This is a genomic window from Ruegeria sp. G12 (assembly GCF_056533565.1).
In genome coordinates, this window is the sequence record NZ_JBQFOO010000002.1 from 638,194 (window position 1) to 652,572 (window position 14,379).

Here is a 14,379-nt window from a genome sequence, read left to right on the forward strand (position 1 = left end):
CTCCTCATGGCCCGGGGATTCCCCGGACCACGAGATGTCCTATTCGGCGGCTTAGAACAAGCCCTCGATCTCACCTGCGTCGTTAAGGCAGATGGTTTCCGCAGCCGGTTTGCGCGGCAGACCGGGCATGGTCATGATCTCTCCGCAGACAACCACGATGAAACCAGCACCTGCGGACAGGCGAACCTCGCGCACGGGAACCGAGTGGCCGGTCGGCGCACCGCGCAGGGTCGGATCGGTCGAGAACGAGTATTGGGTTTTCGCCATGCAGACCGGAAGGTTGCCATAGCCCGCATCTTCCCACTCGCGCAGTTGGTTGCGGATCTTGTTGTCGGCCAGCACTTCGTCAGCACGGTAGATGCGCTTGGCGATGGTTTCGATCTTCTCGAACAAAGGCATATCATCGGGGTAGATCGGCGCAAAGTTCGCAGAGCCACCTTCGACGATTTCGACAACCTTTTCCGCCAGCGGAGCCGAGCCGTCCGAGCCCAGTTCCCAGTGACGCGACAGAACGGCTTCGACGCCATGATCGGCGCAATAGTTTCTGACCGCTTCCACCTCGTCATCGGTATCGGTGACGAAGTGGTTGATGGCGACAACGACGGGCACGCCGAACGATTTGACGTTTTCGATGTGGCGACCAAGGTTGGCGCAGCCGGATTGAACCGCGTCGACGTTCTCCGCGCCCAGATCGGCCTTGGCGACGCCGCCGTTCATCTTCATCGCGCGAACGGTGGCAACCAGCACCACAGCCGACGGAGCAATCCCCGCCTTGCGGCACTTGATGTTCATGAATTTCTCGGCCCCCAGATCGGCCCCGAAACCCGCTTCGGTGACGACATAATCAGCCACTTTCAGCGCGGTCTTGGTTGCGATGACCGAGTTACAGCCATGCGCGATGTTCGCGAACGGGCCACCGTGAACAAAGGCCGGGTTGTTTTCCAGCGTCTGCACCAGGTTCGGCTGCATCGCGTCTTTCAGCAGAACGGTCATAGCACCTTCGGCCTTGATGTCGCGGCAATAGACCGGGGTCTTGTCACGGCGGTAAGCCACGATGATATCGCCCAGACGCTTTTCCAGGTCCTTCAGGTCATTGGCCAGGCACAGGATCGCCATAACCTCGGACGCCACGGTGATGTCGAAACCAGCCTCACGCGGGTAGCCGTTCGACACACCGCCCAAGGACGCCGTGATCTGACGCAGCGCGCGGTCGTTCATGTCGACCACGCGACGCCATGCAACGCGGCGTGTGTCGATTTCCTGCTCGTTGCCCCAATAGATGTGGTTGTCGATCATCGCCGACAGCAGCGAGTGGGCGCTTGTGATGGCGTGGAAGTCCCCGGTGAAGTGCAGGTTCATTTCCTCCATCGGGACAACCTGCGCGTAACCGCCCCCTGCAGCGCCGCCTTTCATACCGAAGTTCGGGCCCAGCGAGGCTTCGCGGATACAAATCATCGCGTTTTTGCCGATGCGGTTCAGACCGTCCCCCAGACCCACGGTGGTGGTGGTTTTGCCCTCACCCGCCGGGGTCGGGTTGATCGCGGTCACAAGGATCAGCTTGCCGTCTTCGCGATCCTGCACCGAATTGATGAAGTCCTGACTGACCTTCGCCTTGTCATGGCCGTAAGGCAGCAGATCGTCGCTGGAGATGCCCAGCTTGGCACCGATTTCCTGGATCGGCTTCTTGTTCGCCTCGCGGGCGATTTCGATGTCGGATTTATAGCTCATTGGGCAGGGTCCCTGATTGAATGCCGTGCGAAACCGACGCAAAGCGTCAGCGCTGAGAAATCCATACCGTTGTGCACAATCGCAGTGGATATAGATTCCGACATATTCATGCCGTGAAACGGCGTAGCGTCAATTACAGGGTGGCGTCACGCAACTTTGATCGTTTCTGATCGGAAAACCTGTGTCTTAAGTTGCCCAGGCGCGCTGATCGGGAACGAACAGCTTCATCCGGTCACCCAGTTCTAACTCTCCGGGCCGTTCGACCCACGCCGTCACACCACGCCGCCCCTTCGCCGCCGGTTTGAACGCGGCACCGTGGCCGGGCAGATCAGCTTCGACCTCGCGACCGGGAATCACGCAGGGGCGGTTCTCCATATCTACCGTGATCGTCACGCCGTCGGGTCCCTGCAGCCGTGACGAGGGCGGGACGTGGGTAAAATCCGGAATGCCGCGCAACAGGATGCTGACCCCCAGATAGGACGGGTCCAGCCCGTCCAGCCCCATCTCGGCCGCCGTCGCCTGCATCTCTTCTTCGGACAGCACCGATAGTTGCCGCACGTTGCGGATTTCGGTGCCCTTGGGGTAGATGTTCTGCATCCGCACGCAGGAGGCGCGGTTGACGCCTTCGTGCCGCTCTCCCCGGCTGCCGGAAAAATCAAGGGACAAGGAATTGACAGCATCAGCCCGTATGCTTTTTCCCGCCGGGACATGGCCCAGCCAGACGACCTCGCCCGTAAATTCCGTTTCGCGCAAAACCGGCATGATCGTCCCTTTCCGAAGCCCTTTTCAAGCGGCCACTAGAATTCAAACCGGGCGAAAAGAAAAGACCCGGGATAGGGCCCGGGTCTGGTTTGGTTATGCCGTTGGTTCCGGCTCCATCCCGCCATCCGGCGGAGACTTCTTGACCTTGGTCTTGGGAATGGCGGTCACGCTGGGCGCGCTGCCCTGGTCGGGGTTATCGCCTTCGTCGTCGCCCTCGGTCGGAGATTCGCCGTTCATGACGCGCTTGATCTCGTCGCCCGTCAGGGTTTCGTACTCCAGCAGACCTTGCGCCAGACGCTCCCATTCCTCGTTCTTTTCCGTTAGAATCTGGTGCGCGCGCTCATATCCCTGCTGGATCAGGCGCTTCACCTCTTCCTCGATCAGTTCCTTGGTGTGGGCCGAGACCGAGAAGCCTGCGGTGTTGCCCGAATACCCCTCATGCGCTTCGGCATAGTCGATATTGCCGACTTTGTCCGACATGCCCCAACGCATCACCATCGCACGCGACAACTGGCTGGCCTGCATGATGTCACCGGCGGGGCCGTTGGACACATGATCCTCACCGTATTTGATGACCTCGGCGGCCTTACCGGCCATGGTCATGGCCAGTTTCTGCTCACACTCATCACGGTGATAGTTCAACTGATCCATCTCGGGCAGGCTGACCACCATGCCCAAAGCACCACCACGCGGGATAATCGTCGCCTTGTAGACCGGATCGCATAGCGGCAGCGTCATGCCGACAACGGCATGGCCAGCCTCGTGATAGGCGGTCTTTTCCTTCTGGTCCTGCGTCAACACCATCGAGCGGCGCTCGGCCCCCATCATCACCTTGTCCTTGGCGTTTTCAAAGTCTTCCATGGTGACAAAGCGACGGCCCACGCGGGCAGCCATCAGCGCGGCCTCGTTCACGAGGTTCGCCAGATCGGCACCTGAGAAACCCGGTGTTCCGCGCGCAATGATGCGCAGATCGACATCGGGACCCAGAGGCGTTTTGCGCGCGTGCACGCCCAAAATCTTCTCGCGCCCTTTAATATCGGGGTTGCCGACGGTCACGTTCCGGTCAAATCGGCCCGGTCGCAGCAGCGCGGGGTCCAGAACATCCTTTCGGTTGGTGGCCGCGAGGATGATCACGCCTTCATTGGCCTCGAACCCGTCCATCTCGACCAGCAACTGGTTGAGCGTTTGCTCGCGTTCATCGTTACCGCCGCCATAACCGGCACCACGATGGCGACCGACGGCATCGATCTCGTCAATGAAGACAATACAAGGTGCGTTCTTCTTGGCCTGTTCGAACATGTCGCGCACACGAGAGGCACCGACACCCACGAACATTTCCACGAAGTCAGAACCCGAAATGGTGAAAAACGGCACACCCGCCTCACCCGCAATCGCGCGCGCCAGCAGCGTCTTACCGGTGCCCGGAGGACCAACCAGCAGCGCGCCTTTGGGAATCTTGCCGCCCAGACGCGAGAATTTCTGCGGGTTGCGCAGGAATTCGACGATCTCTTCCAGCTCTTCCTTGGCCTCGTCGATGCCCGCGACATCGTCAAAGGTCACGCGGCCATGTTTTTCGGTCAGCATCTTGGCCTTGGACTTGCCAAAGCCCATCGCACCGCCTTTGCCACCGCCCTGCATCCGGTTCATGAAATAGACCCAGACACCGATCAGCAGCAGGAAAGGCAGCAGCGTGATCAGGAACGACTGGAATCCCGACTGCTGCTGCTTCTCAGCCCGCACCGGGATGTTTTCGTCAATCAGCAGCTTCGTGACCTCGGCATCGCCCGGTTTGATGGTTACGTAAGTACCGCCGCTTTGGGTGGTGTAGCGAATTTGCTCACCATCCAGGGTCACATTCTTGACCTCACCGCCCTGCACGGCGCTGACAAAGTCGGAATAGGTTCTTTCATTGCTCTGAAGCGTTCCGCCCGGTCCGCTGAACAGATTGAACAGTGCAAGGATCAGCAGAAACAGAACGACCCAGAAGGCGATGTTACGAGCGTTGCCCAAGGAAAATCTCCCAAAAGATTTCGGCAGATGGGGACCTGCCGCTTGTCTCTTAAAATAGAGATGATTGTGGCAGGTTCAATGCGATAAAAACGAAGCGTGGAACTCGGGCCATTCAGGGCTCAATTTAGCACGCCAGCCGTTTTCAAACCCGGCCAGAGGGGCGGACAGCAGCGTATCCCCCTGCCAGAGCGCCGGAGTGGATTGCAGCGCAAGGCGCGGCCGCCCCGTTGCGCGCCAATCCGGCAACAACAGCAGCCCCTTTTCACCAAGGGCGCGAATTTCAGCCCCTTCGGTTTCAGGGCCGGTCAACAGCCACCGTCCATCCCACTGCTGCCCGATGGTGGTTTTAATCCCCTCGACCACCTTAAACTCCCTGCAAATCCGCGTTTTTTCGGCCTCTGGAACCAACAGGCAGCCCCCAATGGACCCTGCTTGCCCGCTTTCCAGCGCGGATATCGCCTGATCGACCGCGGACTGTCGGGGCGGGTAGCCCGGCCCTGCGATCCACCCAATACAGCCCAGCATCACCCGGCGGCGAATCTCGGCGGGCAAGGCCGCGAAGCCGGCGCGGTCCACTAGGACGTCCCCGGCCTCGACCAAGGCGACTTTGCGGGCGGATTCCTGCGTATAAATGGCCAAAGCATCACGGGCTTGTGCTAAATTTTCAGCTATCCGAGAAAGGATTTCCGCCGAAATTCCCAGCGGTTTCAACCCATCCAGTGCCTGACGCGCCTTGATACGGTCAAAGCGGGTGTCGTGATTCGAGGGGTCCTCGATCCAACTGACGCCGATATTGACAAGGTAGTCCCGCAATTGCTGGCGAGTGATGCCCAGCATCGGGCGCAGTATCTCGATCCCGTCCCGGTTATGTGAGACCGGCATGGCCGACAGCCCGGTCACACCTGCGGCCCGGCTCAGCCGCATCAGAACCGTCTCAGCCTGATCATCTGCCGTGTGGCCCAGCGCAATCGCGTTGATCCCGTTGTCGCGCGCCCAGTCCGTTAGCAAAGCATACCGCGCCTGCCGCGCCTGATCCTGCAGGTTGCCTGCGCCATCCCATCCCTGCCAGCGTAGGGTTTCGTGCGGAATACCCAGACGCGCGGCCTGCTCCGCGACTGTCTCCGCCTCTCCCTCGGATTCCGGGCGCAAGCCGTGATCTACGGTGGCGGCGAAAACCTCTACCCGTTCGCTCTGCGCAATCTCGTGCAGCAAGTGCATCAATGCGACGGAATCACCCCCGCCCGACACAGCGACGCCCAGATGCTTCGGCAGCCGGTCAGGCAGCCGTGCGCGCAGTTCGGACAGTAAGCTGGCGGCCTGTTCGCTCAAGTACACCCCAGCGACGTCATTTCCTGCGTGGCCTGAGATACGGTGGCCGAAGCAGGGAAGCGCACCCCGACCTCGCCCAGAGTGATGCAGGCCTGATCCGTCTGCCCCAACCGGCCCAGCGCGGCCCCCAATTCATAGAGCGCCTCGGGCGCAAACGCCCCTTCGGAATCGCCGGTGAAGCTGGCCAAAAACGCGCGCGCGGCCTCGCGGGTGTCGCCCAAACCCTCCAACGCCTGCCCGCGTTTCAGATGTGCCTCGGGCGCAAGCGGGCTGCCGGGATAGGAGGTATCGAACTGCGCGAACAGAGCCGCCGCGTTCTGGAAGTCACCATCCGCCAAAGCCTGCGAGGCTGTGTCGAAATCAGCTTGTTCGCCGACGGCCAACTCACCCTGATCCGAGGTTGACGGTTCGGTTGGCGTCGGAAGAACGGCGGTCGCCGTCTGTTCTTCACCCCCCAGAGTCGATGTTTCGCCCAACGTCGATAAATCGCCACCCTCAAGCTCGACCAACCGAAACTCCAGATCGCCAATCCGGTTGGTCCCATCGGAGACAATGTTCTGCACCCGCTGATTCAACTGCTCGGTCTGGCTGGTCAGGCGCTGCAGTTCGGCCTCAATAGCATCGACGCGTTCCAGAATGGAACTGCCGGACAGGTTCGGCGCGGGAGAGCCGGTGGTGGAAAACTCACGCTTCAGGCGCTGGATTTCCACATGCAATACCGTCAGTTCCTGACGAATATCCGCCAGCGTCTGCTGATCCTGCGCCTTTGCCACGCCAGCGGTTGCGACAACTGCTGCCAGAACCCATCCAACAAGTCTCATCGTCTTACCCCAAGGTTGAACCGGTCAGCACCGTCACCGCGCGGCGGTTCTTGGAATAGCATTCCTCGGTGCTGCAAATCTCGATCGGGCGTTCCTTGCCATAGCTGACCGTGGTCAGGCGGTTACCCGCAACCCCGCGCGAGATTAGGAACTCCTTCGCCGCATTGGCCCGGCGCGCGCCCAGCGCAAGGTTGTATTCCCGTGTGCCTTGCTCATCCGCGTGGCCTTCTATGGTGGCTACATAATCCGGGTTCGCCAGCAGCCAGTCCGCCTGCCCCTGCAGGATCGTCTGCGCCTGCGGAGAAATGGTCGACTGATCCACCGCGAACAGCACCCGATCCCCGACCGTCTGTTGGAAATACGCAGGCGAGCGTGGATCACTGGGCGAACCCGGCAGGATCGAGCCACTGCCGCCCGCGCCCCCGCCGCCCAATGCCGAAGGATCGTTGCTTGTGCAGGCGGCCATCGCACCCAGCGCGCCCACTGCAAGAATTCTGCCCAATACGTTCATCTCATGTGCCTCGTGTTTTGTTTTATTGCCGCCTGTCTATCACAAGGGCGGTTTCTTGTGAACTTTGCCGCGCCCGCGCGGCGATCAATTCTGCAACGGCCCCCAGGACGGATCGCTGCCGCCATCGGGCGTGCGCACAGGCCGCAGGTTCCGGCCTGAGATATCCACAGAATAGAGCGTCGCCCGACCGCTTGCGCCCTGCGTTTCGCGGGTGAACATGATGACCCGCCCGTTCGGAGACCATGTCGGGCCTTCGTCCAGGAAGGATGAGGTCAACAGCCGTTCTTCGCTGCCGTCGGTACGCATCACGCCGATGTGGAACCGGCCCTTGTTCTGCTTGGTGAACGCCACCAGATCGCCGCGTGGCGACCAGACCGGCGTGCCATAGCGGCCCTGTCCAAAGCTGATCCGTGTAGCCTCGCCCCCGTTTGAGGGCATGATGTACAACTGCGGCGTGCCCGAGCGGTCGCTTTCGAACACGATCTGGCTGCCATCCGGCGAATAGCTGGGCGCGGTCTCGATCGCGGGCGTGTTAGTCAGCCGCGTGCTCTGGCCCGAGGCCAGGTCCATCTTCCAAAGGTCCGTGTTTCCGCCCTGAATCAGCGAATAGACAATCGACCGGCCATCCGGCGAAAAGCGCGGCGAAAAGCTCATCGTGCCATCGGGCGTGTTCAGCACCTGCCGTTTCACGCGGTCCACGTCCAGAACATAGATACGCGGGCTGCCGGTTTCATAGCTGGTATACAGCAGCCGGTCGCCGGTGGGGGAAAAGCGCGGCGCAAGCACGATTGCGGCACTGTCAGTCAGATATTGCACATTTGCGCCGTCATAATCCATGATCGCCAGCCGCTTAAGCCGCTGGTTCTTCGGCCCGCTTTCCGAGACAAAAGCGACCCGGCTGTCAAAATACCCGCCCTCACCCGTTACCCGGCTGTAGACCTGATCGGCTACCTTATGCGCCATGCGCCGCCAACCCTCGGTCGTGCCCGCAAATTGCAGACCATTGCCCAGTTCCTGACCCGAGAACACATCCCACACCCGGAACCGCACCGTCAGGCGATTGCCCGAGACATTGACGGCCCCGGTCACAAGCGCCTCGGCATTGATCGCTTTCCAGTCGGCAAACTGCACCGGAGCGTCGAAACTGCTGACCCGGCTGATAAACGCCTCCGATGAGATTTCGCGGAACAGTCCCGTCCCGGTCAGGTCCGACGCAACCACACGCGAGATATCGATGGCATATTGCGCCGCAGCCGGGCCGTCGGGCACGAAGTTCGGCACCGCAAAGGGCAAAGGCTCGATAATCCCCTGGTCCAGTTCCAGACGCAGTGGTCCGCTTTGCGCGTAGACCGGTGCGGCCATCAGGGTCAGGCCAACAAAGAGGCTGGTCAGAAGTTTCATCATTTGATCCGCATCCTCTCGGGATTGAATGTAATCTCAATATCCTGCCATTGCGCGTATTTGTCAGCAGGCAGATCGTATCCTTTCGCGCCACAGCGCAGGATTGCGCGGCGGGCGGCCTCATAGGCTTGTTTTGCGGCACCGGCAGACCCGCCAGAGCTGTCGATCATACGCAGGCTGCCGCCAACAACCTTGCCTTCGGGCGTCAGGGAAAACCCGACAACCACCACAACGTTCAGCGCATCAGTTGACAGCGACCCTACGTTCCAACACTGCGAAACCGCCAGCCGCATTGCGTCCTTTTCGCCGCTGGTCAGCGGCGGACCCGAGGGTTCGCTGTTGCCGCCCAATGCCTCGGCCAGCGCATCGTTGATAGCGGCCTCGTCGGTTGGCGCAGGGGTCTCCGGCTCTTGCGCCTCAGGCTCAGGGGTTACCTCTGCCTCTTGTACGGGCGGCGGGTTAGGCCGATTTGGCCGCACGCGCGGGCGGGGCGAGGTCAGGGGGGATTGCTCATCAGTTTCCTCCGCCTCTGTCACGATCTCGGGCGCGGCTTCCTCGGGCGCAGTCTGATCCTGCTGTTCCTGCTGAACCTCGGCCCCTTCGTCCAGGGACACCGGCGGCGTTTCCACCTCATCCGGCTTGGCCTCGGGCGGCGGGGGTGCAATCGGCTCGGGCGCGACCCGGTCCGAAGGGCTTGGCTGCGCCTCGGGTCCGGGCGGGACCGGCAAGGCGGCAATCTCTGGCTCGGGCTCGGTCAGAACCGGAGGTTCCTCGGGCAATTCCGGTTCAGGCGGGGCTTCAACCGTTTCCGGCACGACTTCGGGCTCGGGTTCTGCCGGGGTCACGGGCTCGGGCTGAGGCTCGACCTCTTGTGATTGCTCGGGCCTACCGGATTCGGTTTCCGGCTCCGGCGGCTGCTGCAAAGCCGAGGGCGTCACCGGCACCTCGGGCGCGTTGGTTTGCGCGGTCATAGCGGTAAATTGCTCAGCGGAAATCACGGACACATCCTGCACGGCCATCGGCAGCGGTTCGGACCGGAACGCGCCGCCAAACAGCGCCCAGCCGATCAGGCCGACATGCGCAATCGCCGAAATCCTGGTGCCGGTATCCACCGCGCCACCTCACCTTTACCCATCATCCAGCGTTGGCCCGCCGGTATCCGTCACAAGACCCACATTGGAAAACCCGCCCGCATTCAGCGCACCCATGACCTGCATGACCTGAGCGTAAGGAATCGCCCCATCCGCACGCAGGAATACACGATCACTGCTGCGCTCAGCCGCGATGGCGCGCAGTTTGCCGATCAATTCTTCGCGCACGACATCCGTGGTCTGGATCTGCACCCGGCCATCGGCGGTCAGAGTCACGGTCAGGGGTTCCTCGCTATCCCCCGGCAACGCACTAGCCGCCGTCTTCGGCAGGTCCACCGGCACGCCAACCGTCAACAAAGGCGCGGCCACCATGAAGATGATCAGCAGCACCAGCATCACGTCCACAAAGGGCGTCACGTTGATCTCGGCCATCGGCTGCGCACGGCCACGCCGCCGCCCACGCCTGCGCCCATTCCCGGTCGAGGGTTGCTGAACCGCCGCCCCCATCGCTCAGCTGTCCAACTGGCGCGACAGGATGGTGGCGAACTCATCGGCAAACGCCTCATACCCGCCGACGATGCGGTCGCTATCCGCGCTGAGCTTGTTATAGAAAATCACCGCCGGTATCGCTGCCAGCAAGCCCAAACCGGTGGCCAGCAGCGCCTCAGCAATACCCGGAGCCACAACGGCAAGGTTGGTGTTCTGCTGCTCGGCAATCTCGATGAACGCGTTCATGATGCCCCAGACGGTGCCGAACAGCCCGATGAACGGGGCGGTCGAGCCAACGGTCGCCAAAACCGGCAGCCCCTTTTGCAGCGTCTCAGACTCTTTAGCGATGGCCACATCCATCGACCGGTCGATCCGGGCAGTCGCCCCGGCTATCAGCCCCCCATCATTGCGATGAGACCTGCGCCATTCGATCATCCCGGCGGCAAAAATCTTCTCAGAACTGCCATCGGGCTGGGTTCCGATCTGCTCGAACAACTCGTCCAAAGGGTTGCCCGACCAGAAGCTTTCGTCAAACACCTGCGCCTCGCGCCGCGCGGCCCGGTAGTTGATGAGTTTCTGAATGATAATCGCCCAGGACCAGAAGGATGCGGCGACCAGCATCAGCATCACCAGTTTGACGATAAAGGTCGCACGGGCATAAAGCCCCCACAGAGAGAAATCGATCTCCTGCGCCAGAACCAGCGTTTCAGCTTCCATGAACCTGCTCTTTGTTTTGCCTGACAGCCATTCGTTTGGCCTTGTTTTGCCAAACGCTAACGCAGTTGGGGGCGAAAAGCCAACAGAACCACTCCGGCCCTGCAAATTGTTACATCAATGCGCGAATCTCTGCCGGAAGGCGCACTGGCTTGCCATCCGCATTCATGCAGACAGCCGTCACCTCGGCACGGAAGATTTCTGTCTCACCGCGTTTGACCAGTTGCAACATCGTCAGCCGCGCCCCAGACAGCGAAACCATCTCGGTTTCTACCACCAACTCATCCTCGAAACGGGCGGCGGCCAGATAGTCCGCCTCAATCCGCCGAACGACCCAGACAATGCCTGCATCGCGCATCGCGTTCTGATCGTTGCCCAGCTTGCGCACCCAATCTGACCGGGCGCGCTCGATGAATTTCAGATAGTTCGCATGATAAACAACCCCACCCATATCGGTGTCCTCGTAATACACACGAACCGGGTACAAGTGCTTCATTGCGGGGCCTCCAGCCGGGCAAACAATCGCAACGCGTGGGACGGGTCACGCGCCGCTCTGGGCAAAACCGGATCATAGGCCGCGCGGATCAGAGCCGCAATCTCGGGACGCAGGATCGTCGCCTCGCCCGCAATCGCCAGCGGGGATTTACTGCGAAAGGCAGCATCCGACCACAGCAAGATCGTCTGCACCACCTGGCTCAGCGCAAGGGTTTCTGCCGGAACCTTGGACATCTCCCGATCCATCCGCAAAAACACAAAGGCCGCGCGGATCGCGCCGTCTTCTTCGAACCGAAAAATACGGTACTGATTGGCATCCGCCGCTACCAGCCGCTCGACCAGAGGGGCCAGATCGGGGATCAGCCGATCCAGATCAGGCACCTCAAGCAATTCCTGCCAGTCGCGACAGAAGAAGACCATGCAATTGGCCCCCAACTCCGGATCGGTCTCGGCCATCTTGTGACCAGCCAGAGTCACAACGGCTTCGAACGCGCCTTTGACGGTGGCCAGAGTCTCATCCTCAACGCCAAACACAATCGGCGCAATAGGCCGCCCCCAACGCGCAAACAGAAACTCACCGCTTTCGCGGGTGAACAGCGCCTCGATTTCATCGGGTGTCACGCCCCGTCCCTTCTTCTTGTTTCAAATACGGCCGCCGGAGGCATAAAATCTAAAGCGCGCCGCATCAACCAAACAGATCGCTCTGCCCCTTGGGGGCCGCCATCCCCAGATGCGTCCACGCCTTCTGCGCCAGCATCCGCCCGCGCGGCGTGCGCTGGATCAGCCCCTGCTGCAACAGATAGGGCTCGATCACCTCTTCCAGCGAATCCCGGCTTTCCGACAAAGCCGCCGAGAGTGTCTCAATCCCCACAGGTCCGCCCGCATAATTCTCGGCGATCAGCTTCAGATACCGCCGGTCAGCACCGTCCAGCCCCAGATTGTCGACGCCCAGCCGGGTCAATGCGCCATCGGCCAATTCACGGGTGATCCGCCCATCGCCCTCGACAATGGCAAAATCCACCACCCGGCGCAGCAACCGCCCGGCAATCCGGGGCGTCCCGCGTGACCGCCGGGCAATCTCGCGCGCGCCCTCATCATCTGCGGGCGCGCCCAGCTTGCGGGCGTTGCGCGTGACGATCTCGTGCAACTCATCGACCGTATAGAACTGCAACCGCGTCGGAATACCGAACCGGTCGCGCAGAGGCGTGGTCAGCAGACCCATCCGCGTGGTGGCCCCGACCAGCGTAAAGGGCTGCAATTCGATCCGCACCGTCCGAGCCGCCGGGCCTTCGCCGATCACCAGATCCAGCTCGAAATCCTCCATTGCCGGATACAGCACCTCTTCCACCGCCGGGTTCAGACGATGAATTTCGTCGATGAACAGCACATCCCGCGATTCCAGATTGGTCAGGATCGCCGCCAAATCCCCCGCCTTGGCCAAAACCGGCCCCGAGGTCATGCGGAAATTCACCCCCAACTCGCGCGCCATGATCTGCGCCAGCGTCGTCTTCCCCAACCCCGGAGGGCCATGGAACAGCGTATGATCCATCGCCTCACCCCGCTGCCGGGCCGATTGGATGAAGATGCGCAAATTGGCACGCGCTTCGGCCTGACCAATGAACTCATCCAGCCCCTGCGGGCGCAGGGCGCGGTCATTGTCCTCGGGCATTGGCTCGGGGCGCAGGGTGGGATCGGCGTCTACCATTCACTCAGCCTTTCGGAGCCAGTAGTTTCAACGCGGCGCGGATCAGCTCAGCCTCGCCTGCATCCGGCAGGCTGGCCGCCGCCTCAGCCACCGCCGAGGCCGCATCCGACGGGCCATAGCCCAGATTGCCCAGCGCCGACAATGCCCCGGCCGATGCCGCCGCCGCACCCGAGGCCGGCTTCGGAGCGCGCCGCGGCACAGGTGCGGGTTCGGCCTCAACCACCTCCAACGCTGGTCCATCCATCGCCTCGGTCACGGTGCCGCCCATGGCCATCACGCCGGGGGCCTTGTCTTTGAGGTCCAGCACAATGCGCTGCGCCGTCTTGGGTCCGACCCCTTTGGCGGCTTTGACCGCGCCCCAATCGCCCAAGGCAATCGCGCGGCTCACGCCATCCGGCCCCAACGCGCTGAGAATGGCCAGCGACACCTTGGCCCCAACGCCTTGCACCGAACACAGCAGGCGATGCCATTCTTTCTCGACCAGCGATAGAAAGCCGTAAAGCTGCATCAGATCCTCACGCACGACCATGTCGGTATAGATCGAGACCGCCTCCCCCACACCCGGCAACGCCGCCATGGTCCGGTCCGAGCAATAGACGAGATAGCCCACCCCGCGCACATCGATCAGAACATGGTCCGCCGCGCGGTAATCCAGCCGTCCGGTGAGTTTGCCAATCATGCGCGCACCTCTTTCATCCGCGCCTGCGGGGCGGCTCCGTAGTAGGAATGACAGATCGCAATCGCCAGCGCATCCGCCGCGTCCGCGCCTTTGGGCTGGCATCCCGGCAGTTGCAGCTTTACCATATGCAGAACCTGCTCTTTTTCGGCATGACCGACGCCCACGACCGTTTTCTTGACCCGGTTGGGCGCATATTCCCCCACCGGCAACCCGGCCTGCGCCAGCGTCAGCAAGGCCACGCCGCGCGCCTGGCCCAGTTTTAGCGTCCCGGCCCCGTCTTTGTTCACAAAGGTCTGCTCGATCGCCGCCTGATCCGGCTGGTGGTCGGCAATCACTTCGACGATCTGGTTATGCAGCGACAATAGCCGTTCCCCCAGATCGTCCCCATCTGATTTACACAACCCATTGGCCACATGGCTGAGGCGGCTGCCATTCGATTCGATGACGCCCCATCCCAGGGTTCTCAGCCCCGGATCAATGCCCAGAATTCGCATGTTTTGCCTCGGCCTGCTCGGGTTATGTGATCTTTTTCCAACGCCTAGCACGAAGCGTGAACATTTTCCAAGCTAATTGACCAGAAGCCGGAAAACGACAGGCCTGTCCCAGCCGCGACAGAAAGAACAGATCGCGACATCACATGGCCT

General features: G+C 61.6%; 15 protein-coding genes. All 15 read right to left on the reverse strand.

Features of this window, described 5'->3' with window-relative positions:
- Nucleotides 1-51: 51 nt before the first annotated feature.
- The 15 genes from ACR0JN_RS07010 to ruvC all read right to left on the reverse strand — a co-directional run bounded on the left by ACR0JN_RS07010 (nucleotide 52) and on the right by ruvC (nucleotide 14,229).
- Nucleotides 52-1,728 (reverse strand): formate--tetrahydrofolate ligase, encoded by a 1,677-nt coding sequence (locus ACR0JN_RS07010; RefSeq protein ID WP_480817220.1) that lies wholly within the window; start codon nucleotides 1,726-1,728, stop codon nucleotides 52-54.
- A 186-nt stretch (nucleotides 1,729-1,914) separates the two neighbouring features.
- The gene (locus tag ACR0JN_RS07015) at nucleotides 1,915-2,490 is read right to left on the reverse strand and encodes an MOSC domain-containing protein (protein ID WP_480817219.1); all 576 of its coding nucleotides are present in this window, start codon (nucleotides 2,488-2,490) and stop codon (nucleotides 1,915-1,917) included.
- Nucleotides 2,491-2,583: 93 nt separating this feature from the next.
- Complete coding sequence (gene ftsH, locus ACR0JN_RS07020; protein WP_480817218.1) at nucleotides 2,584-4,500, reverse strand: ATP-dependent zinc metalloprotease FtsH; 1,917 nt, start codon at nucleotides 4,498-4,500, stop codon at nucleotides 2,584-2,586.
- 75 nt (nucleotides 4,501-4,575) lie between these two features.
- The gene (gene tilS, locus ACR0JN_RS07025) at nucleotides 4,576-5,835 is read right to left on the reverse strand and encodes a tRNA lysidine(34) synthetase TilS (RefSeq protein ID WP_480884894.1); all 1,260 of its coding nucleotides are present in this window, start codon (nucleotides 5,833-5,835) and stop codon (nucleotides 4,576-4,578) included.
- Nucleotides 5,826-6,650, reverse strand: a complete 825-nt coding sequence (gene ybgF / locus ACR0JN_RS07030; protein WP_480817216.1) for a tol-pal system protein YbgF — start codon at nucleotides 6,648-6,650, stop codon at nucleotides 5,826-5,828. Before ybgF ends, tilS begins: the two co-directional genes overlap by 10 nt.
- A gap of 4 nt (nucleotides 6,651-6,654) precedes the next feature.
- Complete coding sequence (gene pal, locus ACR0JN_RS07035; protein WP_480817215.1) at nucleotides 6,655-7,161, reverse strand: peptidoglycan-associated lipoprotein Pal; 507 nt, start codon at nucleotides 7,159-7,161, stop codon at nucleotides 6,655-6,657.
- A gap of 84 nt (nucleotides 7,162-7,245) precedes the next feature.
- The gene (gene tolB, locus ACR0JN_RS07040; protein ID WP_480817214.1) at nucleotides 7,246-8,565 is read right to left on the reverse strand and encodes a Tol-Pal system beta propeller repeat protein TolB; all 1,320 of its coding nucleotides are present in this window, start codon (nucleotides 8,563-8,565) and stop codon (nucleotides 7,246-7,248) included.
- Nucleotides 8,562-9,674 carry an energy transducer TonB gene (locus ACR0JN_RS07045; protein WP_480817213.1) on the reverse strand — a complete coding sequence of 371 codons (1,113 nt, stop codon included), beginning with the start codon at nucleotides 9,672-9,674 and terminating at the stop codon, nucleotides 8,562-8,564. The genes tolB and ACR0JN_RS07045 overlap by 4 nt, the downstream gene beginning before the upstream one ends.
- Nucleotides 9,675-9,689: 15 nt before the next feature.
- Complete coding sequence (tolR, locus tag ACR0JN_RS07050) at nucleotides 9,690-10,160, reverse strand: protein TolR (RefSeq protein ID WP_480884895.1); 471 nt, start codon at nucleotides 10,158-10,160, stop codon at nucleotides 9,690-9,692.
- A gap of 3 nt (nucleotides 10,161-10,163) precedes the next feature.
- On the reverse strand, nucleotides 10,164-10,859 hold the full coding sequence (gene tolQ, locus ACR0JN_RS07055) for a protein TolQ (protein ID WP_480817211.1): 696 nt from the start codon (nucleotides 10,857-10,859) through the stop codon (nucleotides 10,164-10,166).
- Nucleotides 10,860-10,968: 109 nt separating this feature from the next.
- The gene (gene ybgC, locus ACR0JN_RS07060; RefSeq protein WP_480884896.1) at nucleotides 10,969-11,352 is read right to left on the reverse strand and encodes a tol-pal system-associated acyl-CoA thioesterase; all 384 of its coding nucleotides are present in this window, start codon (nucleotides 11,350-11,352) and stop codon (nucleotides 10,969-10,971) included.
- The gene (locus ACR0JN_RS07065; RefSeq protein ID WP_480884897.1) at nucleotides 11,349-11,972 is read right to left on the reverse strand and encodes a hypothetical protein; all 624 of its coding nucleotides are present in this window, start codon (nucleotides 11,970-11,972) and stop codon (nucleotides 11,349-11,351) included. The genes ybgC and ACR0JN_RS07065 overlap by 4 nt, the downstream gene beginning before the upstream one ends.
- A 64-nt stretch (nucleotides 11,973-12,036) precedes the next feature.
- Nucleotides 12,037-13,056, reverse strand: a complete 1,020-nt coding sequence (gene ruvB, locus ACR0JN_RS07070) for a Holliday junction branch migration DNA helicase RuvB (protein ID WP_480702675.1) — start codon at nucleotides 13,054-13,056, stop codon at nucleotides 12,037-12,039.
- A gap of 4 nt (nucleotides 13,057-13,060) precedes the next feature.
- Nucleotides 13,061-13,735: a Holliday junction branch migration protein RuvA gene (ruvA, locus tag ACR0JN_RS07075; RefSeq protein ID WP_480884898.1), complete on the reverse strand. Its 675-nt coding sequence runs from the start codon at nucleotides 13,733-13,735 to the stop codon at nucleotides 13,061-13,063.
- Nucleotides 13,732-14,229, reverse strand: coding sequence for a crossover junction endodeoxyribonuclease RuvC (gene ruvC / locus ACR0JN_RS07080; RefSeq protein WP_480884899.1), 498 nt, complete (start codon nucleotides 14,227-14,229; stop codon nucleotides 13,732-13,734). Before ruvC ends, ruvA begins: the two co-directional genes overlap by 4 nt.
- Nucleotides 14,230-14,379: the final 150 nt, after the last annotated feature.

Coding starts and splice junctions, on each gene's coding strand:
- ACR0JN_RS07010 (WP_480817220.1), bottom strand. CDS start 1,728: ATGAGCTATAAATCCGACATCGAAATCGCCCGCGAGGCGAACAAGAAG.
- ACR0JN_RS07015 (WP_480817219.1), bottom strand. CDS start 2,490: ATGCCGGTTTTGCGCGAAACGGAATTTACGGGCGAGGTCGTCTGGCTG.
- ybgF (WP_480817216.1), bottom strand. CDS start 6,650: ATGAGACTTGTTGGATGGGTTCTGGCAGCAGTTGTCGCAACCGCTGGC.
- pal (WP_480817215.1), bottom strand. CDS start 7,161: ATGAACGTATTGGGCAGAATTCTTGCAGTGGGCGCGCTGGGTGCGATG.
- tolB (WP_480817214.1), bottom strand. CDS start 8,565: ATGATGAAACTTCTGACCAGCCTCTTTGTTGGCCTGACCCTGATGGCC.
- tolR (WP_480884895.1), bottom strand. CDS start 10,160: ATGGGGGCGGCGGTTCAGCAACCCTCGACCGGGAATGGGCGCAGGCGT.
- tolQ (WP_480817211.1), bottom strand. CDS start 10,859: ATGGAAGCTGAAACGCTGGTTCTGGCGCAGGAGATCGATTTCTCTCTG.
- ybgC (WP_480884896.1), bottom strand. CDS start 11,352: ATGAAGCACTTGTACCCGGTTCGTGTGTATTACGAGGACACCGATATG.
- ruvB (WP_480702675.1), bottom strand. CDS start 13,056: ATGGTAGACGCCGATCCCACCCTGCGCCCCGAGCCAATGCCCGAGGAC.
- ruvA (WP_480884898.1), bottom strand. CDS start 13,735: ATGATTGGCAAACTCACCGGACGGCTGGATTACCGCGCGGCGGACCAT.
- ruvC (WP_480884899.1), bottom strand. CDS start 14,229: ATGCGAATTCTGGGCATTGATCCGGGGCTGAGAACCCTGGGATGGGGC.